The sequence below is a fragment of the Pseudomonas lalucatii genome, from assembly GCF_018398425.1.
GTDB lineage: Bacteria > Pseudomonadota > Gammaproteobacteria > Pseudomonadales > Pseudomonadaceae > Aquipseudomonas > Aquipseudomonas lalucatii.
In genome coordinates, this window is the sequence record NZ_JADPMV010000002.1 from 548,469 (window position 1) to 569,578 (window position 21,110).

Consider the following 21,110-nt stretch of genomic DNA (forward strand, 5'->3'; position numbering starts at 1 on the left):
CATGCGAAAGGAAGCCCTGCGCGCCGACCTGTTAATGCTCCTGACCGCCATGATCTGGGGCTCGGCCTTCGTCGCCCAGCGTCTGGGCATGGACTCGATCGGCCCGTTCCTCTACAGCGGCCTGCGCTTTGCCCTGGCCGCCCTGATTCTCCTGCCGCTGTTGCCCATCCTGCAACGTCGCTCTGCCGACGCCCCGGTCCCCCCGGTGAATCGCCAACTGCTGCTCGGCGGCGGCCTGATGGGCCTGGCGTTGGCCCTGGGCATCAACCTGCAGCAGGTCGGCCTGCTGTTCACCAGCGTCACCAACTCCGGCTTCATCACCGGCCTGTACGTGATCATAGTGCCATTGCTGGGCCTGCTGATCGGCCACAAGACCGGCCTAGGCATCTGGCTGGGCGCCTGCCTGGCGGTGGTCGGCATGTTCCTGCTGAGCGTCGGCGAAGGCTTCCAGGTCGCCTCCGGCGACTGGCTGCAACTGGCCGGCGCCTGCGTCTGGGGTGTGCATGTGCTGCTGGTGGGTTTCTTCGCCGGCCGTCACGACCCGTTGCGCCTGGCCGCCGTGCAGTTCGTCACCTGCGCGCTGATCAGCCTGCTGCTGGCCGTGCTGTTCGAGGAGATTCGCCTGGACGCGATCATCGCCGCCGGCCCGGCTATTCTCTACGGCGGCCTGTTCGGCGTGGCGATCGGTTTCACCCTGCAGGTGGTGGCGCAGAAGCATGCGATCGCCTCCCACGCGGCGATCATCCTCTCCCTGGAGGCGGTGTTCGCCGCCATCGCCGGCGCCCTGCTGCTCGGTGAATCCCTGGAGCTGCGTGGTTATTTCGGCTGCGCCCTGATGTTCGGCGGCATGCTGCTGGCCCAGCTCTGGCCGCGCCAGCTGCCGCCGCTGCCGGCGCTCACAGAAACGGCAGCAGGCGCTGATGCAGCGGATCCTGCGGATCGATCGCGCGCTGCCCTTTAGCCGCCAGGTAGTGCTGGCTGAACACATCCAGGTAGGCGCCCAGCGCCTCGCCGGCGCGCCGGTCGCCGGCCAGCTCGAGGCAGAGTGCGGCGACCTCGGCGGTGCACAGGTGCTCGCCGCGGGTAGAGCGGCGCAGGCGATAGCGCGACAACTGCTCCGGCTTGAAACTGAGCACCGGCAGGCTGTCTAGGTAAGGGCTCTTGCGAAACATCTTGCGCGCCTCGGTCCAGGTCGCATCGAGCAGCACGAACAGCGGCCGCTTGCCCGGCGCCACGTCGACCTCGCTGACCACCCGCTCGGGCGCGGCATACTCGCCGGGAAACACCAGGTAGGGCTGCCAGTGCGGCTCGGCCAGCAACGCCGGCAAGCCCGGGTCGACCTCGGTGCGCAGCCAGCCGAAGGCCGTGGTATCGGCCACCACGTCGGCGATCAGCCAGCCGGTGTTGCTCGGTTTGAGCGCCTCGACATCGTGCATCAGCAGGCACATGGCCGACTGCACCTCGACCCGCGGGCGCCAGCTGCACAGGCAATGACTGGGCACCAGCCGGCAACGCGGGCAGCGGATGGCGCGGGAACCGCGCGCGACAAAGGGCTTCACGCTGCGCGCAAGGCGGGCGGCACGCAATCGGGCAACGGCGTGACTCATGAACAGGGCGCCTTGCGGCAAGAGAAGGACGGCATACGGGACCCCGGATCGACAGGCGCGGCAGTCTAACAAAGCACGCGGCTCATCGGCGCCCTCGCATGACCGCAGGCGTAGTAGGCTGAACCTCTGCCGAACCCTGCCGGTCCAACGCACCAATCGCTTCCGGAGTTCTTCATGTTGCGCACCACCGCCCTGACCCTCGCCCTGTGCCTGCCCTTCTACGCCCAGGCCGCCTCGCTCAAGGACCACGAGCTGACCCGGATGCTGGAGCAGGTCGCCCGGCAGAGCAGCCAGGGCTCGCCGCGGGCCATCAACGCCGACATCCTCGACCGCGGCTACACCGTCGAGGGCAACGAGCTGATCAACCACCTCAGCGTACGGGCCGGCCACGCCGCACAGATGCGCGGCAATCCCGACACGGTAAGGGCGCAACTGGCCGATAGCGTGTGCGGCAATGCCGGCTACCGCCGCCTGCTGGCCCAGGGTGCGGTGCTGCGCTACCAGTTCAGCGAGTACCGGAGCAACCGCCCGGTGACCAGCGAGCGCTTCGCCAAGGCCGATTGCAACCTGCCGTGAGCGCAGCCTGGCACTCGCCGCCGGCCATCGCGCGAATGAGCGGCAGGTGCCCGAGCGCCAGCCCGACTAGTCTTTAGACCCCACAGGCACACCTCGAGTAGCGCAGCGGAAGGCGGCACACCCCTTGCGCCATGGCGCCTTTGCGCCGGCCGATCCGGGCTCGCGCTGATCTGGATCAAATCCCGCGGCCCCGCCCCGGCGCAACCTGTGACCGTGCCCCTCCGGCACGCCCAAGGAGTACTCCCATGGCGCTACTCAATTTCTTCGGGGCCGTTCGCCAGGTCACCGGTTCCTGCTACCTGATCGAGAGCCGCGATGGCGCGCGCGTGCTGCTCGAATGCGGCATGCACCAGGGCCGCCGGCAGGAGGAGGATCGCAACCGCGCCCCCTTCCCCTTCGATCCCGCCAGCCTGGACGCCGTGGTCGTCTCCCATGCCCATCTCGACCACACCGGCCTGCTGCCACGCCTGGTGGCCTCGGGCTACCGCGGCCCGATCTTCGCTACCGAGGCCTGTAGCGAACTGATGGAACTGATGCTGCTGGACTCGGCGCACATCCAGGAAAAGGATGCCGAATGGGAAAGCAAATGGCGGGTGCGCCAAGGCAAACCGCCGGTCAAGCCGCTGTACACGACCAAAGATACCGAGCGGACCCTCGGCCTTCGCCACCCCCTGCCCTACGGCAACGCCCATGAGGTGGCCAAGGGCGTACAGCTGACCTTCCACGATGCCGGACACATCCTCGGCTCGGCGATAGTCGAACTGGATGTGCAGGACCACCACCTGACCCGTCGCCTGGTGTTTTCCGGTGACCTGGGCAATACCTGCTCCCCGCTGATGCGCGCGCCGACCACGCTGGAGCGCGCCGACCTGGTGCTGCTCGAATCCACCTACGGCGACCGCGACCACCGCAACAGCAGCGAGACCCTCGAGGAGCTGGCCGACATCCTGCAGCAGGCCCACCGCGACGGCGGCAACGTGCTGATTCCCGCCTTCGCCGTCGGCCGCACCCAGGACCTGATCTACTACCTGGGGCGTTTCTACCAGGAAGGTCGCCTGCCGCAACGGGCGGTCTTCCTCGACAGCCCCATGGCCATCCGCGCCAACGCCATCTACGCCCGCTATCACCAGCAGTTCGCCCAGCGCAACCAGGCGGAGATCGAGGCCAGACACATCAAGCGCATCGAGGACTGGCTGCCGATTCTGCGCTGCACGCCGACACCGGAGGAGTCCATGGCGATCAACCGGGTCAAGAGCGGCGCGATCATCATCGCCGGCAGCGGCATGTGCAACGGCGGACGCATCGTTCACCACTTCAAGCACAACCTCTGGCGCAGTGACTGCCATCTGGTGTTCCCCGGCTTCCAGGCCGGCGGCACTACCGGCCGGGCCATAGTCGATGGCGCCGCCACGGTGAAGGTGCTGCACCAACGGATTGCGGTGAAGGCCCGGGTGCATACCCTCGGCGGCTTCTCCGCCCATGCCGGGCAGGCGCAGTTGCTCGACTGGGTCAGCCACTTCAAGCACCACCCGGAGCTGTATCTGGTACACGGCGAGCTGGAGAAGTCGCAGGTCCTGCAGCAGGTGCTGCGCGAACGCCTGAACTGGCTCGCCAACATCCCCGAACCCGGCGAGCAGATCGCCCTGTAGCACCACGCGCGCCGTTCCCCTCCTGCGCTATGCCCCCCCCTAAGCAGCGCGGCCCGCCCAAAAGCGTCCCGACCCGGCCATACTCTTGAGCAGGGCCGGGCGCATCAGGGAACCGAAACGACTCGGCCCGTATTCGAAAAAGGGGAAGTACCATGCCTTACGAATCGGACGACTACCTGTCGCGACACTTCCAGACCAGCGGCATCGACCTGGCCAGCAAGGTGGAGGAGCTCACCACCCTGGCGGTGCCGCCGGACAGCCCCAACCTGCCGCTGTACCGGGAAATGCTCATCACGGTCATCCGCATGGCCCAGGCCGACCGCAACCGCTGGGACGCCAAGATCATGCTGCAGACCCTGCGCGAAATGGAGCATGCCTTCAGCACGCTGGAGCAGTTCAAGCGCCGGCGCAAGGTCACGGTATTCGGTTCGGCGCGCACCCCGGTCGACCACCCGGTCTATCGACTGGCCCGCGAACTGGGCGCCACCCTGGCGCGCTACGACCTGATGGTGGTGACCGGGGCCGGCGGCGGCATCATGGCCGCCGCCCACGAAGGCGCCGGCCTGGAGAACAGCCTGGGCTTCAACATCACCCTGCCCTTCGAGCAGGGCGCCAACGCCACGGTGGAGGGCAGCGGCAACCTGCTGTCGTTCCACTTCTTCTTCCTGCGCAAGCTGTTCTTCGTCAAGGAGGCCGACGCCCTGGTGCTCTGCCCCGGGGGCTTCGGCACCCTGGACGAGGCATTGGAAGTACTGACCCTGATCCAGACCGGCAAGAGCCCCCTGGTGCCGGTGGTGCTGCTCGATCAGCCGGGGGGCAGCTACTGGCGCGACCACCTGGAGTTTGTCGAGAAACAGCTGCTCGGCCACGGCTATATCCTGCCCAGCGACCTGAATCTGATGCGCCTGGTGCACAGCGCCGACGAGGCCGCCGAGGAGATTGCCCGGTTCTATCGCAACTTCCACTCCAGTCGCTGGCTGAAGGGACTCTTCGTCATCCGCCTCACTCACCCGCTCAACGATGAGGCCATGCACCGGCTGAACCAGGACTACACCGACCTGTGCAAGAGCGGCGGCTTCCAGCAACAGCCGCCGTCCGATCTGGAGCGTGACGAACCGGAGCTCTGCCACCTCACGCGCCTGGCCTTCGCCTTCAACGGCCGCGACCACGGCCGCCTGAGGGAGCTACTGAACTACATCAACCTGCCGCAGAGCTGGGCACCGAACGCCTGAGCGCTGCCAGCGGCCATCACTGCCCCGGGCCGGAGGGACGCCGCAGCCCGGGCGGCCGCTGGCAGGCAACCGGCTCGAAGCCATCTGGCGCCCCAGGCTGGAACATCAATATCGCGCGCGCCGCGGCGCTCTTCGACCAGAACCCGGGGCCAGTGACCGTCGAGGAGGGCAGGCGCTTGCAGCGCTCAGTCTTCGATGCCGCGCAGCAGGCGTCCTATCGCCTCCTGGGAGAATCCACGGTAGGCGAGGAAGCGCCCTTGCTGGGCACGTTCGCGGGCGTCGCCAGGCTGCTTGCCGGCGAACTTGCGCCGCCAGGTGTCCTGCAGCCGCTCGGCCCAATCGATGCCGCTGTCGCGCAGCGCCTGCTCGACCTGCGGTCGGGCGAGCCCCCGCTGCGTCAACTCCTCGCGAATCCGCTGCGGCCCGTAACCGGCCCGCGCGCGATGATCGATGAAGCTCTCCAGGTAACGCGCCTCGGACAGCAGGCCCTCCTCCGCCAGGCGGTCGAGGGCGGCCTCGATCAGCTCGGCGGCGGCGCCACGCTGGCGCAGCTTGCGCGCCAGCTCGACCCGCCCGTGCTCGCGGCGCGCCAGCAGGTCCATGGCGGCACGGCGCACGGCCAGCGGGTTATCCAGGATCACCGACATGCTCTAGGGCCTGCTGCGCAATCGTCCAACGATTAACTCAGGCGTCGACTTCGGCGGAGGCCCGGTCTTCGACCGCAGCCTTGGCCGGAGTGCTGGACACCAGCAGCTTCTCGCGGATCAGGCCCTCGATGGTGCGCGCCACATCCGGATTGTCCTCCAGGTACTTGGCCGAGTTGGCCTTGCCCTGGCCGATCTTGTTGCCCTGGTAGCTGTACCAGGCGCCGGACTTCTCCAACAGACCGAGCTGCACGCCGAGGTCGATGATCTCGCCGTTACGGTAGATACCCTTGCCGTAGAGAATCTGGAACTCCGCCTGACGGAAGGGCGGCGCCACCTTGTTCTTCACCACCTTGACCCGGGTCTCGCTGCCGACCACCTCGTCGCCTTCCTTGACCGCGCCGGTGCGGCGGATATCCAGGCGCACCGAGGAGTAGAACTTCAGGGCATTGCCGCCGGTGGTGGTCTCCGGGCTGCCGAACATCACGCCGATCTTCATGCGGATCTGGTTGATGAAGATCACCAGGCAGTTGGCGTTCTTGATGTTGCCGGTGATCTTGCGCAGCGCCTGGGACATCAGGCGCGCCTGGAGGCCCACGTGCATGTCGCCCATCTCGCCTTCGATTTCCGCCTTGGGCACCAGGGCCGCCACGGAGTCGACGATGATCACGTCGATGGCGTTGGAGCGCACCAGCATGTCGGTGATCTCCAGGGCCTGCTCGCCGGTGTCCGGCTGCGACACCAGCAGGTCGTCGACATTCACGCCGAGCTTGCCGGCGTAGTCCGGGTCCAGCGCGTGCTCGGCGTCGACGAAGGCGCAGGTGGCGCCGAGCTTCTGTGCCTCGGCGATCACCGACAGGGTCAGGGTGGTCTTGCCCGAGGACTCCGGACCGTAAATCTCGACGATGCGCCCCTTCGGCAGACCGCCGATACCCAGGGCGATGTCCAGGCCCAGCGAGCCGGTGGAGATGGCCGGAATCGCCTGGCGCTCGTGGTCGCCCATGCGCATCACCGCGCCCTTGCCGAACTGCTTTTCGATCTGCCCCAGGGCAGCCGCCAAGGCGCGCTTCTTATTCTCGTCCATTGAAGTCCTCACGTGATCAAGAGGGCCTGACGGCCAACAACTGTATAAGTAGACAGTATTATTCCATAGGGCAAGTCGCCCGCCTACCCCGCCCCCGGATTTTCTTTTGCCAACAGGTCCAGCAGCCCCTCTAGGGCGGCCTTGACCGTTTGTCGGCGTACTTCCGCGCGATCGCCGGCGAACTGCCGGCGCTGGCTGAACAACTGCCCACCGTCGCCCCAGGCCAGCCAGACGGTACCTACCGGCTTCTCCCGCGAGCCACCATCAGGGCCGGCCACACCGCTGACCGCCACCGCATAGCGGGCGCCACTGGCGGCCTGGGCGCCACGCACCATGGCCTCGACCACCTCGCGGCTGACCGCGCCCACGCTGGCGAACAGCTCCTCGGGCACGCCCAGCTGCTTGCTCTTCTGCGAATTGGAATAGGTCACGTAGCCGGCCTCGAACCAGGCGGAGCTACCGGGAATCCGGGTTATGGCCTCGGCAATGCCGCCGCCGGTACAGGACTCGGCCGCGCTCGCCTGCTCCCTGGTGGCCAGCAGCCGCGCCCCCAGCTCGGCGGCCAGGCGGGTCAGTTCGCGATCATCCACAGTCATCGACACTCCGGGGTGAAACGGGCAAGGGGGATACCCTACACTAGGCGCTTTTGCGATTCAGCCGGACAGTCCAGAACGATGAGCCAAAGCGATCTCAGCGCCCACACCCCCATGATGCAGCAATACTGGAAGCTGAAGAACCAGCACCCGGACCAGCTGATGTTCTACCGCATGGGCGACTTCTACGAGATCTTCTACGAGGACGCGAAGAAGGCCGCCAAGCTGCTCGACATCACTCTCACCGCCCGCGGCCAGTCGGCTGGCCAGGCGATCCCGATGTGCGGCATCCCCTTCCACTCGGTCGAGGGCTACCTGGCCAAACTGGTCAAGCTCGGCGAGTCGGTGGTGATCTGCGAGCAGGTCGGCGACCCCGCCACCAGCAAGGGCCCGGTGGAGCGCCAGGTGGTGCGCATCATCACCCCCGGCACGGTGAGCGACGAGGCCCTGCTCGACGAGCGCCGCGACAACCTGCTGGCCGCCGTGCTGGGCGACGAGCGCCTGTTCGGCCTGGCGGTGCTGGACATCACCAGCGGCCGCTTCAGCGTGCTGGAGATCAAGGGCTGGGAAAACCTGCTGGCCGAACTGGAACGGCTCAATCCGGTCGAGCTGCTGATCCCGGACGACTGGCCCCAGGGCCTGCCGGCCGAGAAGCGGCGCGGTGCCCGTCGCCGTGCGCCCTGGGACTTCGAGCGCGATTCGGCGCACAAGAGCCTGTGCCAGCAGTTCGGCACCCAGGACCTCAAGGGCTTCGGCTGCGAGAACCTGACCCTGGCCATCGGCGCCGCCGGCTGCCTGCTCGGCTACGCCAAGGAGACCCAGCGCACCGCCCTGCCGCACCTGCGCAGCCTGCGCCACGAGCGCCTCGACGACACGGTGATCCTCGACGGCGCCAGCCGGCGCAACCTGGAGCTGGACATCAACCTGGCCGGCGGCCGCGACAACACCCTGCAGTCGGTGGTCGACCGCTGCCAGACGGCCATGGGCAGCCGCCTGCTCAGCCGCTGGCTGAATCGCCCGCTGCGCGACCGTGCGGTGCTGGAGGCGCGCCAGGAGTCGATCGCCTGTTTCCTGGAAAACTATCGCTTCGAAACCCTGCAGCCGCAGCTCAAGGAAATCGGCGATCTGGAGCGCATCCTCGCCCGCATCGGCCTGCGCAACGCGCGCCCGCGCGACCTGGCCCGCCTGCGCGACGCCCTGGCGGCGCTGCCGCAGTTGCAGCAGGCGATGAGCCAGCTGGAGGCGCCGCACCTGAACGCACTGGCCGCCAGCGTCAGCACCTACCCGGAGCTGGCGGACCTGCTGGCGCGGGCGATCATCGACAATCCGCCGGCGGTGATCCGCGAGGGCGGCGTACTCAAGACCGGCTACGACGCCGAGCTAGACGAGCTGCAGGCGATGAGCGAGAACGCCGGCCAGTACCTGATGGACCTGGAAACCCGGGAGAAGGCCCGCACCGGCCTGGCCAACCTCAAGGTCGGCTACAACCGCGTGCACGGCTATTTCATCGAGCTACCGAGCAAGCAGGCCGAACAGGCCCCCGCCGACTACATCCGCCGGCAGACCCTCAAGGGCGCCGAGCGCTTCATCACCCCCGAGCTCAAGGAGTTCGAGGACAAGGCGCTGTCGGCCAAGAGCCGCGCCCTGGCCCGCGAGAAGATGCTCTACGAGGCCCTGCTGGAGCTGCTGATCGCACACCTGGCGCCGCTGCAGGACAGCGCCGCCGCCCTGGCCGAGCTGGACGTGCTGAGCAACCTGGCCGAGCGCGCGCTGACGCTCGACCTCAACCGCCCGCGCTTCGTCGACGAGCCCTGCATGCGCATTGAGCAGGGCCGCCATCCGGTGGTCGAGCAGGTGCTGACCACGCCGTTCGTGGCCAACGACCTGCGCCTCGACGATGCCACGCGCATGCTGATCATCACCGGGCCGAACATGGGCGGTAAGTCCACCTATATGCGCCAGACGGCGCTGATAGTGTTGCTCGCCCACATCGGCAGTTTCGTCCCGGCGGCCAGCTGCGAGCTGTCACCGGTCGACCGCATCTTCACCCGCATCGGTTCCAGCGACGACCTGGCCGGCGGCCGCTCGACCTTCATGGTGGAGATGAGCGAAACGGCCAACATCCTGCACAACGCCAGCGAACACAGCCTGGTACTGATGGACGAGGTGGGCCGCGGCACCAGCACCTTCGACGGCCTGTCGCTGGCCTGGGCGGCTGCCGAACAACTGGCCAAGCTGCGCGCCTACACCCTGTTCGCCACCCACTACTTCGAACTGACCGTGCTGCCGGAGAGCCAGCCGATCGTGGCCAACGTGCACCTCAATGCCACCGAGCACAACGAGCGCATCGTATTCCTCCATCACGTGCTGCCCGGCCCGGCCAGCCAGAGCTATGGCCTGGCGGTGGCGCAATTGGCCGGCGTGCCCAGCGAGGTGATCGGCCGCGCCCGCGAGCACCTGGCGCGCCTGGAAACCACCAGCCTGCCCCACGAGCCGCCAGCGCCAATACCCGGACAGGCCAGCGCCCCCCTGCAGAGCGACCTGTTTGCCAGCCTGCCGCATCCCCTGCTGGAGGAATTGTCGAGGATCAATCCCGATGATCTAACGCCGCGCAAGGCACTGGAACTGTTATATACATGGAAGACACGCATCTAACGCAGGTCCGTACAAGCTGTTAGAATCGCGGCCATTTTTATGACTGCCCGGTTTAAAGCCTGAGCCGCGGCCAATAACGAACGCCTGCAAGCCCAGCTATAGACGGGGCCAGGCTGCCGCCCGAGGAGAGAATCAAGCCATGACCTTCGTCGTTACCGACAACTGCATCAAGTGCAAATACACCGACTGCGTGGAAGTCTGCCCCGTCGACTGCTTCTACGAAGGCCCGAACTTCCTGGTGATCCACCCGGACGAATGCATCGACTGCGCCCTCTGCGAGCCGGAGTGCCCGGCCCAGGCGATCTTCTCCGAGGACGAGGTGCCGGAGGACATGCAGGAATTCATCGAGCTGAACGCCGACCTGGCCGAGGTCTGGCCGAACATCACCGAGAAGAAGGACGCCCTGGCCGACGCCGAAGAGTGGGATGGCGTGAAGGACAAACTGCAGCACCTGGAACGCTGAAACCTTTCCAGCGCCCATAAAAAGACCCGCCTCGTGCGGGTCTTTTGCTTTCCTGCAGGCAAAAAAAGGGGCGGGATAACCCGCCCACTCTTTTGTCCCTATTCCCTTTATTTCCCACTCATCGTCCTGATGAAATCGCATCCGGCGATTGTCCTGGCCACCGTCCTTAGCGACCCGTGTCTATCCCTCGACACAGGTGTGATATTAGCGTTTTCCGGGCTGCCGACAAGTCCATAGGGCCCCTACAGGCCCACAGCAGATCGCAAAAAGAATAATTTAAATATCAATCAAATCAAAAACTTATAAAAACAACCCTACCCCGGAGAGCCACCAGCCCGCGGCACATTCCCGCAATGACTTACAGCGCCTGTAAGCGCTGACTTACACGAACGCACACAAAAAACCCGGCCGAGGCCGGGTTTTGAGGAGCGTTCAATTCACTGGAACAACGCATCACTGGACAGGCCATTGTTCTCCAGGATCTCCCGCAGGCGCTTGAGCGCCTCGACCTGGATCTGCCGTACGCGCTCGCGGGTCAGGCCGATCTCCTGACCCACCTCCTCGAGGGTGCAACTCTCATGACCGCGCAGACCGAATCGGCGCACCACCACTTCGCGCTGCTTGTCGGTCAGCTCCGACAACCACTGGTCGATGCTTTGCGACAGGTCGTCGTCCTGCAGCAGTTCGCAGGGGTCGGTCGGGCGGTCGTCGGTCAGGGTATCGAGCAGGGTCTTGTCGGAATCCGGGCCCAGGGACACATCCACCGAGGACACTCGCTCGTTCAGGCCGAGCATGCGCTTGACCTCACCCACCGGCTTCTCCAACAGGTTGGCGATCTCCTCCGCCGACGGCTCATGATCGAGCTTCTGGGTCAGCTCGCGAGCGGCCCGCAGGTAGACGTTGAGCTCCTTGACCACGTGAATCGGCAGGCGAATGGTGCGGGTCTGGTTCATGATCGCCCGCTCGATGGTCTGACGAATCCACCAGGTGGCGTAGGTCGAGAAGCGGAAGCCGCGCTCGGGGTCGAACTTCTCCACGGCACGAATCAGGCCGAGGTTGCCCTCCTCGATCAGGTCCAGCAGCGACAGCCCCCGGTTGACGTAGCGCCGGGCGATCTTCACCACCAGCCGCAGGTTGCTCTCGATCATGCGCTTGCGCCCGGCGGGGTCGCCCTTCTGCGCCAGGCGCGCGAAGAACACCTCCTCCTCGGGAGTCAGCAGGGGGGAGAAGCCGATTTCGTTGAGGTACAGCTGAGTGGCGTCGAGCGCCCGGGTGTAGTCGATGTACTTGTGCTGCTTGCTGCTGGTGGAATTCTTGGCCTTGGAGCGAGAAGCCGGCGCTGGCTTCTCCTCATTTGACCCGCCGTCCAGAACAATGCCGGGCTCCATCAGGAGAACCTCATCGTCGACGTCAAACTCCGGCGTTTCTTTTTTTTTGAGAGCCATGGTGGTTGCTCCTTGCTGAGTTCGACAGCAAGCCCGAGCGTCGCCTGGATCCTTGGCTACACTTGAGCCCGTGGCACCCACGAAAGGGAACAGGCTGGCGACCGATCAGCGACGCGGCAGGTATTGCAATGGATCTACAGGCTTACCCTGGCGGCGAATTTCAAAATGAAGCTTCACCCGATCGGTTCCCGTAGAGCCCATCTCGGCAATCGTCTGTCCCGCCTTGACCCGTTGCCCCTCCCGTACCAACAGCCTGCGGTTGTGTCCGTAGGCACTGACGTAGGTATCGCTGTGCTTGATGATCAGCAACTCGCCGTAGCCCCGCAAACCACTCCCGGCGTACACCACTGAGCCATCAGACGCAGCTAAAACAGGCTGGCCCAATTCCCCGGCGATATCAATGCCTTTATTCAAACTGCCGTTTGAAGAAAAACGTCCGATTACCGCCCCTTGCGACGGCCAGGCCCAGCCCGTTGCCGAACGCTGCACCGGCTGTACCGGCGTGGCCTGCACCGCTGTCGCCGGCGCACTGCGCACCGGCGGCGGCGCCGACGGAACGGGCGCCGCCGGCTTGATCGGCGTCACCACAACCGGCGCAGGCACGGCCCGCACCACGGGGCTCGGCGGCGTGGAACGCTGGCCGTCGAAGCGAATCACCTGGCCCACCCGGATCAAGTAGGGCGCCGTGATGCCGTTGCGGGCGGCCAGGGCTTTCCAGTCCCAGCCGAAGCGAAACGCGATCGAATAGAGGGTATCGCCACGGCGCACGACGTATTGCCCGCTGGTCACGGTCGCTCGCTGCTGCAGCGCGCCGGCACCGCGCTGGTTACGGTCGACCACCTGCACCCCTCCCGGCGGCGGGCTGGCGCAACCGCTGAGCAGTGCCCCCAGCACCAGGCCACTCAGGAGGCAGCGAACGCTGCTGCGGGCAATTCGCGATGGCATGGCAGTGGAGCTCACCCGGGTCTTCCTCATCTGGCTACTGGCTGGGGCTGTTGGCGCGTATTGTGCCGTAATTAATCGGCGCAGCCAGGGTTTTGCTGGGGGCGCCCGGCCAACCACTCCAGGCCGAGCACCAGCAGCACGCCGGCCAGCGCCAGGAGGATGGCCAGCAGCAGTTGCGGGTCCTGGCCGCTGACTTCGGCGAAACGCCCGGGCGACAGATTGGCCTGCAACAGCGGCACCTGCTCGCCGTGACGGTTGGTCTGCCAGCTGAGGGTCTCCTTCCACGGCCAGATCTTGTTCAGCGAACCGAGCATCAGCCCGGTGAGGAACGCCAACGCAAGGTCGCGCCAGCGCACCAGCAACCAGCGTAGCAGGCTGGCGAAGCTCACCAGGCCGACCAGGCAGCCGCTGGCGAAGAGTGCCAACACCCCGACATCCAGACTCTTGACCGCCCCGAGCACGAAGGGATAGAGCCCCAGCAGCACCAGGATGAAGCTGCCGGACACCCCCGGCAAGATCATCGCGCAGATGGCGATGGCGCCGGCCAGGAACAGGCTCAAGGGATCGCTATCCCACTGCATCGGCGAAGCCACGGTGATCCAGTAGGCGAAGGCCGCTCCGAGGACGAAGCTGAGTCCGCGACTCCAGTTCCAGCGCCGAATCTCCCGCGCCACTATGTGCGAGGAGACCAGGATCAAGCCGAAGAAGAACGACCAGACCGGGATCGGCTGCTCGACCAGCAGATAGCTGATCAGCCGCGCCAGGCTGACGACGCTGGTGAGGATGCCGGCCAGCAGCACCAGCAGGAAGGTCGCATTGGCCGCCTGCCAGGCGCCGCCGATGCGCCCCCGCAGCAGCAGGGCCGCGGCTGCCGGAACGCTGGCGATCGAGCGCAACAGCTCATCGTAGATGCCGCTGATAAAGGCCACGGTGCCACCGGAGACGCCCGGCACCACATCGGCGGCGCCCATGGCGATGCCCTTGGCATAGAGCAGGAAATGCTTGTTCATGGGTCCATCCAGTTACGCGAAAGGTCAGGCCAGCGGCCCGTTGAGCAGGGGCACGAAACGCACGGCATCCAGCACATGCTGGGAAAAGCCGTGCTCCTCGCGGACGATCAGCAGCAGCTGCTGCACATCGCCGGCGCCGACCGGGATGACCAGGCGCCCGCCCGGGGTCAGTTGCTCGAGCAGCGCCTGCGGCACCTCGGAGGCCGCCGCGGTGACGATGATGCCGTTGTAGGGGGCCAGCGCCGGCCAGCCCTCCCAGCCGTCGCCCCAGCGGAACACCACGTTGCGCAGGTTCAGCTCGCTCAGACGCTCCTTGGCCCTGTCCTGCAGCCCCTGGATACGCTCGACGGTGAACACCCGCTCGACCAGCTGGGCGAGGATGGCGGTCTGATAGCCGGAGCCGGTACCGATCTCCAGCACCTTGTCCAGCGGCCCCGCCGCCAGCAGCAGCTCGCTCATGCGCGCCACCATATAGGGCTGGGAGATGGTCTGATTGCTGCCGATCGGCAAGGCGGTGTCTTCATAGGCCCGGTGTGCCAGGGCCTCGTCGACAAACAGGTGGCGCGGCGTGCGCCGGATCGCCTCGAGCACGCGGGCGTTGGACAGGCCCTCCTCGTAGAGGCGCTGGATCAGTCGTTCGCGGGTGCGCTGCGAGGTCATGCCGATGCCGCGGCGGTGCAGGTCGTCCTGTTCGCGGTTCATCAGAGCAAGGTCTCCAGCCAGGGTTGCAGGCCGTTCAAGCCCTCCTTGAAGGTACGGTCGAGCTGCAGCGGAGTCACCGATACGTAGCCCTGCTGCACCGCATGGAAATCCGTCCCCGGCCCGCCGTCCTCGGCCGCGCCGGCGGCGGAGATCCAGTAGCCCTCCTTGCCGCGCGGGTTGATCACCTTGACCGGGGCTGCCGCCCGGGCGCGGTGACCCAGGCGCGTCAGCTGGATGCCGCGAATCTGCTCCAGGGGCAGGTTGGGCACGTTGACATTGAGCACGGTGCGCGGCGGCAGGTCGAGACGTTCGTGGGCGGCCACCAGCTTGCGCGCGAAATAGGCGGCGGTGGGCAGGTTGTCCGGCGTCCGCGACAACAGCGAGAAGGCGAACGCCGGGCGCAGCAGGAAGCGCCCCTCCAGGGCCGCGGCCACGGTGCCCGAATAGAGCACGTCGTCGCCCAGGTTGGCGCCGAGGTTGATGCCCGACACCACCAGGTCCGCCAGCTCCGGCAACAGGCCGTTCAGCCCCAGGTGCACGCAGTCGGTGGGCGTGCCGTTGAGACTGATAAAGCCGTTGGCCAGGGTTTGCGGGTGCAGCGGGCGGTCCAGGGTCAGCGAGCTGCTGGCGCCACTGCGGTCCTGATCGGGGGCGATCACCGTGCAGTCGGCATAGTCGAGCAGCGCGGCGTGCAGCGCGGCGAGGCCGGGCGCCGCCACGCCGTCGTCGTTAGAAATCAGAATACGCATGGGTTATCCGTCTGCCCCGCCGGCAGTAGATCGACGAGCTCGCGCACCAGTGCGGTGGCGAAGCATCCAGCCGGCAGGACGAATTCCAGTTGCAGAATGTCAGGCTCGGGATAATGCCACGTCAAACCGCCGATGGGGAGGCGCAGGATGCGCCGTTCGTGCTGCAGGCCCGCTTCTGCCAGCCAATCGACCAGGACGCCGTCGTCGCCGACCAACTCCTGCTCCAGTTGCTGGATGGCGCCGCCGGACGGCGAGGGGCCGACGCCCCACAACGGACCGGTCGGATGCAAGTCGAGCGCCGCCAGCCGCGGGTCGCCGCACTCCGCAGCGCCGGCCATGAAGAAGCTGCGGCTGTCGGTGAAGGCCAGCAGGTCGCCGGGCTGCGCCTGGTTCCAGCTGCCGGCAGCCACACGCGCGGCGAGGGTGCGATTGAACAGGTAACTGCGCGCCGCCGAGAGCACCCGCGAACGCACGTTACGCTTTTCCGGCAGGCTGTTGCCCGCCGCGAAATGCCGGGCATGGGCCAGGTTTCCACCCTCGTGACCGAAGCGCTGCGCGCCGTAATAGTTGGGGATGCCCGCGGCGGCGATCCGCTGCATGCGCCGCTCCAACGCCGCGGTGTCGGCGCTGAGCCGGGTCAGGCGCAGGATGAAACCGTTGGCCGCGTGGGCGCCGCGCTGCAGCTTGCGCGAATGGCGCACGCGCTTGAGGATCGCCAGTTCCGCGCCCTCGGCGCCGCCGAGGTCCGGGTCGGCCTTGCCCGGCAGGTGCAGGCTGAACCACTGCCGAGTCAGGGCCTGGCGATCCTTGAGGCCGGCATAGCTGATCAGCCGCAACGGCACGCCGGCGGCGCGGGCGATACGCTTGGCGGCCTCCTCGGTATTCAGGCCGCGCTTCTCCACCCACAGCCAGAGGTGCTCGCCCTCGCCCGCCAGGGGGATATCCAGCACCTCGTCGACCTGGAAGTCTTCGGCACTGGCCTTGAGTACGGCGCTCCCGCAGGCCGGCCCGTGGGCCCGCGGCCCCAGCAGTTCGAGCTCGGTCATAGCGCGACCAACAGCGCCACGGCATGCACCGCGATGCCTTCCTCGCGACCGGTGAAGCCGAGCTTCTCGGTGGTGGTGGCCTTGACGTTGACCTGCTCCAGGCCGACCTGCAGGTCTTCGGCGATCCGCTCGCACATGGCGGGAATGTGCGGGGCCATCTTCGGCGCCTGGGCGACGATGGTGGCGTCGACGTTGCCGACTGCCCAGCCCTTGGCCCGGATCAGGCCGAGCACGTGACGCAACAGCGCGCGGCTGTCGGCGCCCTTGAAGCGCGGATCGGTGTCGGGGAAGTGCCGGCCGATATCCCCCAGCGCCGCCGCGCCGAGCAGTGCATCGCACAGCGCGTGCAGCAACACGTCGCCATCGGAGTGGGCGAGCAACCCGAACCTGTGGGGAATCCGCACGCCGCCGAGGGTGACGTAATCACCCGCGGCGAAGCGGTGCACATCGTAGCCGTGACCAATACGCATAAAGAACAACGCCCTGAAAATTCAGGGCGTGATTCTACAGGACTATCGGCCGCCAGGCTGGCCTCAGCCGCGCAGGGCCTCGGCATGATGACGCAGGTGGTCGTCGATGAAACTGGCGATGAAGTAGTAGCTGTGGTCGTAGCCCGGCTGCAGACGCAGGGTCAGCGGATGCCCGGCGGCCTGAGCGGCGCCTTGCAGCGCCTCGGGCTTGAGCTGGCCCTCGAGGAAGTCGTCGCGGTCGCCCTGGTCCACCAGGATCGGCAAACGCTCGGCGGCCTCGGCGATGAGCGCACAGGCATCCCATTCGCGCCAGCGCGAGCGTTCTTCGCCGAGGAAGCGGGAGAAGGCCTTCTCGCCCCAGGGGCAGTTCATCGGGTTGCTGATCGGCGAGAAGGCCGACAGCGACTGGTAGCGGCCCGGGTTGCGCAGGGCACAGACCAGCGCGCCATGGCCGCCCATGGAATGGCCACTGATGCCACGCTTGTCCGAGACCGGGAAGTTGGCCTCGATCAAGGCCGGCAACTCCTGCACCACGTAGTCGTGCATGCGGTAGTGCCGAGCCCAGGGCTCCTGGGTGGCGTTGAGATAAAAACCGGCGCCCTTACCGAAGTCCCAGGCACCATCCGGGTCGCCGGGCACATCGTCGCCGCGCGGACTGGTGTCCGGCGCGACTATGATCAGCCCCAGCTCGGCCGCCAGGCGCTGGGCGCCGGCCTTCTGCATGAAGTTCTCGTCGGTGCAGGTCAGCCCCGACAGCCAGTAGAGCACCGGCAGCTTGGCGCCCTGTTCGGCCTGCGGAGGCAGGTAAACGGCGAATACCATGTCGCAGCTCAGGGTGCTGGAGTGGTGCCGATAGCGCTTGTGCCAGCCGCCGAAGCTCTTCTGGCAGGAGATATTTTCCAAGGTCATGACAGTCTCCGTAGGGTGGAGAAGCGCCACGCGCGCCCCACCACTGGAGGGTGGATGCCGAAAGCGGCACCCACCCCAAGCAATCAGAAGTGGATGACGGTACGGATGCTCTTGCCTTCGTGCATCAGGTCGAAGGCCTGGTTGATCTCGTCCAGCGGCAGGTTGTGGGTGATGAAGGTGTCCAGCGGGATCTCGCCCTTCTGCGCCTTCTCCACGTAGTTCGGCAGCTCGGTGCGGCCCTTGACGCCACCGAAGGCGCTGCCACGCCAGACGCGCCCGGTGACCAGCTGGAACGGACGGGTGCTGATCTCGGTACCGGCCGGCGCCACGCCGATGATGGTCGACTCGCCCCAGCCCTTGTGGCAGCACTCCAGCGCCGCACGCATCAGCTGCACATTGCCGATGCACTCGAAGCTGTAGTCCACACCACCATCGGTCATCTCGACTATGACGTCCTGGATCGGCTTGGCATGGTCCTTGGGATTGACGAATTCGGTCATACCCAGCTCACGGGCCACGGCCTCCTTGGCCGGGTTGATGTCGATGCCGATGATGCGCGAGGCCTTGGCCATCTTCGCCCCGATGATCGCCGCCAGGCCGATACCGCCCAGGCCGAAGATCGCCACGGTGGCGCCCTCTTCGACCTTGGCGGTGTTGAGTACCGCACCGATGCCGGTGGTGACGCCGCAGCCCAGCAGGCAGACCTTGTCCAGCGGTGCTTCCTTCGGGATCACGGCAACGGAGACTTCCGGCAGCACGGTGTACTCGGAGAAGGTCGAGCAGCCCATGTAGTGGTAGACCGGCTGACCCTGGTAGGAGAAGCGCGTGGTGCCGTCCGGCATCAGGCCCTTGCCCTGGGTGGCGCGGACCGAGCTGCACAGGTTGGTCTTGTTGGACTTGCAGAATTTGCACTGGCCGCACTCGGCGGTGTACAGCGGGATCACGTGATCGCCCACCTTGACCGAGGTCACCCCCTCGCCGACCGCCTCGACCACGCCACCGCCCTCGTGACCGAGGATGCAGGGGAACACGCCCTCGGAATCCTGACCGGACAGGGTGTAGGCGTCGGTGTGGCAGACACCGGTGGCGACGATGCGCACCAGCACTTCGCCGGCCTGGGGCGGCGCGACATCCACTTCGACGACTTGCAGCGGTTGGTTGGCGGCAAAGGCCACGGCAGCACGGGACTTGATCATGATCGCTCTCCAGCGGATTACAACGAAGGCGGAAAGTATAGATCAGCGACTTCCAGTGAATAATCGGCCAACCAGCAAAAGATTATTGCCAGCCAGGGACAATAGGCCCTGCCCTCGCCTAGAATCGCGGGAATGCTAATCCCGTGAGGAGCCTTTAGATGAACCGCTGGGAAGGCCTGGACGAGTTCGTCGCGGTCGCCGAGTGCGGCCAGTTCACCGCCGCCGCCGAACGCCTGGGCCTGTCGTCCTCCCAGGTCAGCCGGCAGATCGCCCGCCTGGAGGAGCGCCTGCAGACCCGCCTGTTCTACCGCAGCACCCGACGGGTGGCGCTGACCGAGGCCGGGCAGACCTTCCTGCAGCATTGCCAGCGCCTGCAGGATGCCCGCGAGGAGGCGCTGCGCGCGGTCGGCGACCTGGGCAGCGAACCCAAGGGGCTGCTGCGCATGACCTGCGCGGTGGCCTACGGCGAGCGCTTCATCGTGCCGCTGGTGACCGACTTCATGAGCCGCCACCCGCAACTGCGGGTCGAGATCGAGCTGAGCAACCGCACCCTGGACATGGTCCAGGAGGGCCTCGACCTGGCCATCCGCCTGGGTCGCCTGCAGGACTCGCGCCTGGTGGCCACACGCCTGGCGCCGCGGCAGATGTACCTGTGCGCGGCGCCGGCCTACCTGCAGCGTTATGGCCGCCCCCACAGCCTGTCGGAACTGGGCCGGCACAACTGCCTGATCGGCAGCTCGGAGATCTGGAGCTTCCAGCTCGATGGCCGCGAGTCGAGCCAGCGGGTCCAGGGCAACTGGCGCTGCAACAGCGGCCAGGCGGTGCTCGACGCGGCGTTGCGCGGCCTCGGCCTGTGCCAGCTGCCGGACTACTACGTGCTGGAGCACCTGCGCAGCGGCGCCCTGGTGTCGCTGCTGGCCAACCAGCAGCCGCCGAACACCGCGGTCTGGGCGCTCTACCCGCAGCAGCGCCACCTGTCGCCCAAGGTGCGGCAGCTGGTGGACTTCCTCAAGGCAGGCATGGCGCAGCGCGCGGAGTATCGAGCGAGCCCGTTCTAAGACGGGTTAGGCCGCTGACGGCCAACCTGGCCTACGAGAGCCGTTCAGCCCTTGTCCGCCCAGTGCCGGCGCAGCCAGTCGAGGTCCTCCGGCCGGGTGACCTTGAGGTTGTCGGCACGTCCCTCGATCAGGCGCGGTGCCAGCCCGGCCCACTCGATGGCCGAGGCCTCGTCGGTGACCGCCACGCCGGCCACCTGCGCGTCGGACAGGGCGCGAAAGAGCTGGCCGAGGCGGAACATCTGCGGCGTGTAGGCCTGCCAGATCGCCGCCCGGTCGACGGTTTCCCGCACCCGACCGTCGGCACCGGCACGCTTGAGGGTGTCGCGCGCCGGCACGGCGAGCAGCCCGCCGACCGGATCGGCGGCCAGCTCGGTGAGCAGCCTGTCCAGGTCGTCACGCGCCAGGTTGGGGCGCGCCGCATCGTGCACCAGCACCCAGTCCTGCTCCGCGGCGCCCAGCTCGGTCAGCCGCTGCAGACCGCCCAGCACCGAGTCGGCGCGCTCGCGGCCGCCCGCGGCGCACCGAATTCGCGCATCCGAGGCGCACGCCAGGGTCGGCCAGTAGGGATCGTCGCCGGCCAGGCTGACGACCAGACCGCGCAACTGCGGATGGTCGACAAAGCAGGCCAGGCTGTGTTCGAGGATGGTCTTGCCGGCCAGCTCGAGGTACTGCTTGGGTCGGTCGGCGCGCATGCGGCTGCCGACGCCGGCGGCCGGGATCAGGACCCAGAAAGGAGGAAGCATGGCGGCACTCATTCGACCAGCTGATAGAGGGTCTCGCCCTCCCTGACCATGCCGAGCTCGTGTCGGGCGCGCTCCTCGACGGTTTCCATGCCCTTCTTCAGCTCCAGGACCTCCGCCTCGAGGATGCGGTTGCGCTCCAGCAGGCGCCGGTTCTCCCCCTGCTGCTCGGCGATCTGCCGCTTCAGCTCGGTCGCCTGGGCCAGGCTGCCCTCGCCCACCCAGAGGCGGTACTGCAGGCCCGCCAGCAGTACGACCAGGACCAACCACAACCAATAGGGGCTACGCATAGGGCGAAGGGTATCCGAACGAAAGAGGGGCGACTCGCGCCGCCCCT

General features: G+C 66.9%; 22 protein-coding genes. 7 read left to right on the plus strand and 15 right to left on the minus strand.

Going from position 1 to position 21,110, the window contains the following annotated elements; all coding sequences use genetic code 11:
* Position 1 precedes the first annotated feature (1 nt).
* Positions 2–961: a DMT family transporter gene (locus I0D00_RS15975; RefSeq protein WP_246533298.1), complete on the plus strand. Its 960-nt coding sequence runs from the start codon at positions 2–4 to the stop codon at positions 959–961.
* Here the strand turns inward: I0D00_RS15975 and I0D00_RS15980 are convergent.
* Positions 897–1,607, minus strand: a complete 711-nt coding sequence (locus I0D00_RS15980) for a tRNA-uridine aminocarboxypropyltransferase (protein ID WP_213640818.1) — start codon at positions 1,605–1,607, stop codon at positions 897–899. The two genes, I0D00_RS15975 and I0D00_RS15980, sit on opposite strands and share 65 nt — an antisense overlap.
* A 174-nt stretch (positions 1,608–1,781) precedes the next feature.
* Here I0D00_RS15980 and I0D00_RS15985 point away from each other — a divergent pair, with 174 nt between their 5' ends.
* The 3 genes from I0D00_RS15985 (at position 1,782) to I0D00_RS15995 (ending at position 5,064) form a co-directional block, all read left to right on the plus strand.
* Positions 1,782–2,183 carry a quorum-sensing-regulated virulence factor family protein gene (locus tag I0D00_RS15985; protein ID WP_213640819.1) on the plus strand — a complete coding sequence of 134 codons (402 nt, stop codon included), beginning with the start codon at positions 1,782–1,784 and terminating at the stop codon, positions 2,181–2,183.
* A 245-nt stretch (positions 2,184–2,428) separates the two neighbouring features.
* On the plus strand, positions 2,429–3,832 hold the full coding sequence (locus I0D00_RS15990; protein ID WP_213640820.1) for an MBL fold metallo-hydrolase RNA specificity domain-containing protein: 1,404 nt from the start codon (positions 2,429–2,431) through the stop codon (positions 3,830–3,832).
* Positions 3,833–3,984: 152 nt separating this feature from the next.
* Positions 3,985–5,064: an LOG family protein gene (locus tag I0D00_RS15995; protein WP_213640821.1), complete on the plus strand. Its 1,080-nt coding sequence runs from the start codon at positions 3,985–3,987 to the stop codon at positions 5,062–5,064.
* Between the two features lie 185 nt (positions 5,065–5,249).
* Here I0D00_RS15995 and recX read toward each other — a convergent pair whose 3' ends face one another.
* The 3 genes from recX to I0D00_RS16010 all read right to left on the minus strand — a co-directional run bounded on the left by recX (position 5,250) and on the right by I0D00_RS16010 (position 7,388).
* A complete protein-coding gene (gene recX / locus I0D00_RS16000) occupies positions 5,250–5,711 on the minus strand; it encodes a recombination regulator RecX (RefSeq protein WP_213640822.1) in 462 nt (153 codons plus the stop codon).
* A gap of 37 nt (positions 5,712–5,748) precedes the next feature.
* A complete protein-coding gene (recA, locus tag I0D00_RS16005) occupies positions 5,749–6,792 on the minus strand; it encodes a recombinase RecA (RefSeq protein WP_213640823.1) in 1,044 nt (347 codons plus the stop codon).
* Positions 6,793–6,875: 83 nt separating this feature from the next.
* Complete coding sequence (locus I0D00_RS16010; RefSeq protein WP_213640824.1) at positions 6,876–7,388, minus strand: CinA family protein; 513 nt, start codon at positions 7,386–7,388, stop codon at positions 6,876–6,878.
* A gap of 78 nt (positions 7,389–7,466) precedes the next feature.
* Between I0D00_RS16010 and mutS the strand changes: the two genes are divergently transcribed.
* Complete coding sequence (mutS, locus tag I0D00_RS16015) at positions 7,467–10,040, plus strand: DNA mismatch repair protein MutS (protein WP_213640825.1); 2,574 nt, start codon at positions 7,467–7,469, stop codon at positions 10,038–10,040.
* Positions 10,041–10,179: 139 nt separating this feature from the next.
* A complete protein-coding gene (fdxA, locus tag I0D00_RS16020) occupies positions 10,180–10,503 on the plus strand; it encodes a ferredoxin FdxA (RefSeq protein ID WP_021441853.1) in 324 nt (107 codons plus the stop codon).
* 437 nt (positions 10,504–10,940) lie between these two features.
* Here fdxA and rpoS read toward each other — a convergent pair whose 3' ends face one another.
* The 9 genes from rpoS to I0D00_RS16065 all read right to left on the minus strand — a co-directional run bounded on the left by rpoS (position 10,941) and on the right by I0D00_RS16065 (position 18,975).
* Positions 10,941–11,948 carry an RNA polymerase sigma factor RpoS gene (gene rpoS, locus I0D00_RS16025; RefSeq protein WP_213640826.1) on the minus strand — a complete coding sequence of 336 codons (1,008 nt, stop codon included), beginning with the start codon at positions 11,946–11,948 and terminating at the stop codon, positions 10,941–10,943.
* A gap of 105 nt (positions 11,949–12,053) precedes the next feature.
* On the minus strand, positions 12,054–12,893 hold the full coding sequence (locus I0D00_RS16030; RefSeq protein ID WP_213641804.1) for a peptidoglycan DD-metalloendopeptidase family protein: 840 nt from the start codon (positions 12,891–12,893) through the stop codon (positions 12,054–12,056).
* 71 nt (positions 12,894–12,964) lie between these two features.
* Positions 12,965–13,903, minus strand: a complete 939-nt coding sequence (locus I0D00_RS16035; protein ID WP_213640827.1) for a polyprenyl-phosphate transporter — start codon at positions 13,901–13,903, stop codon at positions 12,965–12,967.
* 24 nt (positions 13,904–13,927) lie between these two features.
* Positions 13,928–14,563: a protein-L-isoaspartate(D-aspartate) O-methyltransferase gene (locus I0D00_RS16040; protein ID WP_213641805.1), complete on the minus strand. Its 636-nt coding sequence runs from the start codon at positions 14,561–14,563 to the stop codon at positions 13,928–13,930.
* A 41-nt stretch (positions 14,564–14,604) separates the two neighbouring features.
* On the minus strand, positions 14,605–15,354 hold the full coding sequence (surE, locus tag I0D00_RS16045) for a 5'/3'-nucleotidase SurE (RefSeq protein WP_213640828.1): 750 nt from the start codon (positions 15,352–15,354) through the stop codon (positions 14,605–14,607).
* A complete protein-coding gene (gene truD / locus I0D00_RS16050) occupies positions 15,342–16,400 on the minus strand; it encodes a tRNA pseudouridine(13) synthase TruD (protein ID WP_213640829.1) in 1,059 nt (352 codons plus the stop codon). The genes surE and truD overlap by 13 nt, the downstream gene beginning before the upstream one ends.
* Complete coding sequence (ispF, locus tag I0D00_RS16055; RefSeq protein ID WP_213640830.1) at positions 16,397–16,870, minus strand: 2-C-methyl-D-erythritol 2,4-cyclodiphosphate synthase; 474 nt, start codon at positions 16,868–16,870, stop codon at positions 16,397–16,399. The genes truD and ispF overlap by 4 nt, the downstream gene beginning before the upstream one ends.
* Before the next feature lie 63 nt (positions 16,871–16,933).
* Complete coding sequence (gene fghA / locus I0D00_RS16060; protein ID WP_213640831.1) at positions 16,934–17,779, minus strand: S-formylglutathione hydrolase; 846 nt, start codon at positions 17,777–17,779, stop codon at positions 16,934–16,936.
* 83 nt (positions 17,780–17,862) lie between these two features.
* Positions 17,863–18,975, minus strand: a complete 1,113-nt coding sequence (locus I0D00_RS16065) for an S-(hydroxymethyl)glutathione dehydrogenase/class III alcohol dehydrogenase (RefSeq protein ID WP_213640832.1) — start codon at positions 18,973–18,975, stop codon at positions 17,863–17,865.
* Positions 18,976–19,133: 158 nt separating this feature from the next.
* Here I0D00_RS16065 and I0D00_RS16070 point away from each other — a divergent pair, with 158 nt between their 5' ends.
* Positions 19,134–20,033, plus strand: a complete 900-nt coding sequence (locus I0D00_RS16070; protein WP_213640833.1) for a LysR substrate-binding domain-containing protein — start codon at positions 19,134–19,136, stop codon at positions 20,031–20,033.
* A 44-nt stretch (positions 20,034–20,077) separates the two neighbouring features.
* Here I0D00_RS16070 and ispD read toward each other — a convergent pair whose 3' ends face one another.
* Entirely contained in the window at positions 20,078–20,788 is a 711-nt protein-coding gene (ispD, locus tag I0D00_RS16075; RefSeq protein ID WP_213640834.1) for a 2-C-methyl-D-erythritol 4-phosphate cytidylyltransferase, read from the minus strand.
* The gene (gene ftsB / locus I0D00_RS16080; RefSeq protein WP_213640835.1) at positions 20,785–21,063 is read right to left on the minus strand and encodes a cell division protein FtsB; all 279 of its coding nucleotides are present in this window, start codon (positions 21,061–21,063) and stop codon (positions 20,785–20,787) included. The genes ispD and ftsB overlap by 4 nt, the downstream gene beginning before the upstream one ends.
* Positions 21,064–21,110 lie beyond the last annotated feature (47 nt).

Excerpts from the sequence above, each read along its gene's own strand:
- I0D00_RS15975 (WP_246533298.1), top strand. The coding sequence starts at position 2 with ATGCGAAAGGAAGCCCTGCGCGCCGACCTGTTAATGCTCCTGACCGCC.
- I0D00_RS15980 (WP_213640818.1), bottom strand. The coding sequence starts at position 1,607 with ATGAGTCACGCCGTTGCCCGATTGCGTGCCGCCCGCCTTGCGCGCAGC.
- I0D00_RS15985 (WP_213640819.1), top strand. The coding sequence starts at position 1,782 with ATGTTGCGCACCACCGCCCTGACCCTCGCCCTGTGCCTGCCCTTCTAC.
- I0D00_RS15990 (WP_213640820.1), top strand. The coding sequence starts at position 2,429 with ATGGCGCTACTCAATTTCTTCGGGGCCGTTCGCCAGGTCACCGGTTCC.
- I0D00_RS15995 (WP_213640821.1), top strand. The coding sequence starts at position 3,985 with ATGCCTTACGAATCGGACGACTACCTGTCGCGACACTTCCAGACCAGC.
- recX (WP_213640822.1), bottom strand. The coding sequence starts at position 5,711 with ATGTCGGTGATCCTGGATAACCCGCTGGCCGTGCGCCGTGCCGCCATG.
- recA (WP_213640823.1), bottom strand. The coding sequence starts at position 6,792 with ATGGACGAGAATAAGAAGCGCGCCTTGGCGGCTGCCCTGGGGCAGATC.
- I0D00_RS16010 (WP_213640824.1), bottom strand. The coding sequence starts at position 7,388 with ATGACTGTGGATGATCGCGAACTGACCCGCCTGGCCGCCGAGCTGGGG.
- mutS (WP_213640825.1), top strand. The coding sequence starts at position 7,467 with ATGAGCCAAAGCGATCTCAGCGCCCACACCCCCATGATGCAGCAATAC.
- fdxA (WP_021441853.1), top strand. The coding sequence starts at position 10,180 with ATGACCTTCGTCGTTACCGACAACTGCATCAAGTGCAAATACACCGAC.
- rpoS (WP_213640826.1), bottom strand. The coding sequence starts at position 11,948 with ATGGCTCTCAAAAAAAAAGAAACGCCGGAGTTTGACGTCGACGATGAG.
- I0D00_RS16030 (WP_213641804.1), bottom strand. The coding sequence starts at position 12,893 with ATGCCATCGCGAATTGCCCGCAGCAGCGTTCGCTGCCTCCTGAGTGGC.
- I0D00_RS16035 (WP_213640827.1), bottom strand. The coding sequence starts at position 13,903 with ATGAACAAGCATTTCCTGCTCTATGCCAAGGGCATCGCCATGGGCGCC.
- I0D00_RS16040 (WP_213641805.1), bottom strand. The coding sequence starts at position 14,563 with ATGACCTCGCAGCGCACCCGCGAACGACTGATCCAGCGCCTCTACGAG.
- surE (WP_213640828.1), bottom strand. The coding sequence starts at position 15,354 with ATGCGTATTCTGATTTCTAACGACGACGGCGTGGCGGCGCCCGGCCTC.
- truD (WP_213640829.1), bottom strand. The coding sequence starts at position 16,400 with ATGACCGAGCTCGAACTGCTGGGGCCGCGGGCCCACGGGCCGGCCTGC.
- ispF (WP_213640830.1), bottom strand. The coding sequence starts at position 16,870 with ATGCGTATTGGTCACGGCTACGATGTGCACCGCTTCGCCGCGGGTGAT.
- fghA (WP_213640831.1), bottom strand. The coding sequence starts at position 17,779 with ATGACCTTGGAAAATATCTCCTGCCAGAAGAGCTTCGGCGGCTGGCAC.
- I0D00_RS16065 (WP_213640832.1), bottom strand. The coding sequence starts at position 18,975 with ATGATCAAGTCCCGTGCTGCCGTGGCCTTTGCCGCCAACCAACCGCTG.
- I0D00_RS16070 (WP_213640833.1), top strand. The coding sequence starts at position 19,134 with ATGAACCGCTGGGAAGGCCTGGACGAGTTCGTCGCGGTCGCCGAGTGC.
- ispD (WP_213640834.1), bottom strand. The coding sequence starts at position 20,788 with ATGAGTGCCGCCATGCTTCCTCCTTTCTGGGTCCTGATCCCGGCCGCC.
- ftsB (WP_213640835.1), bottom strand. The coding sequence starts at position 21,063 with ATGCGTAGCCCCTATTGGTTGTGGTTGGTCCTGGTCGTACTGCTGGCG.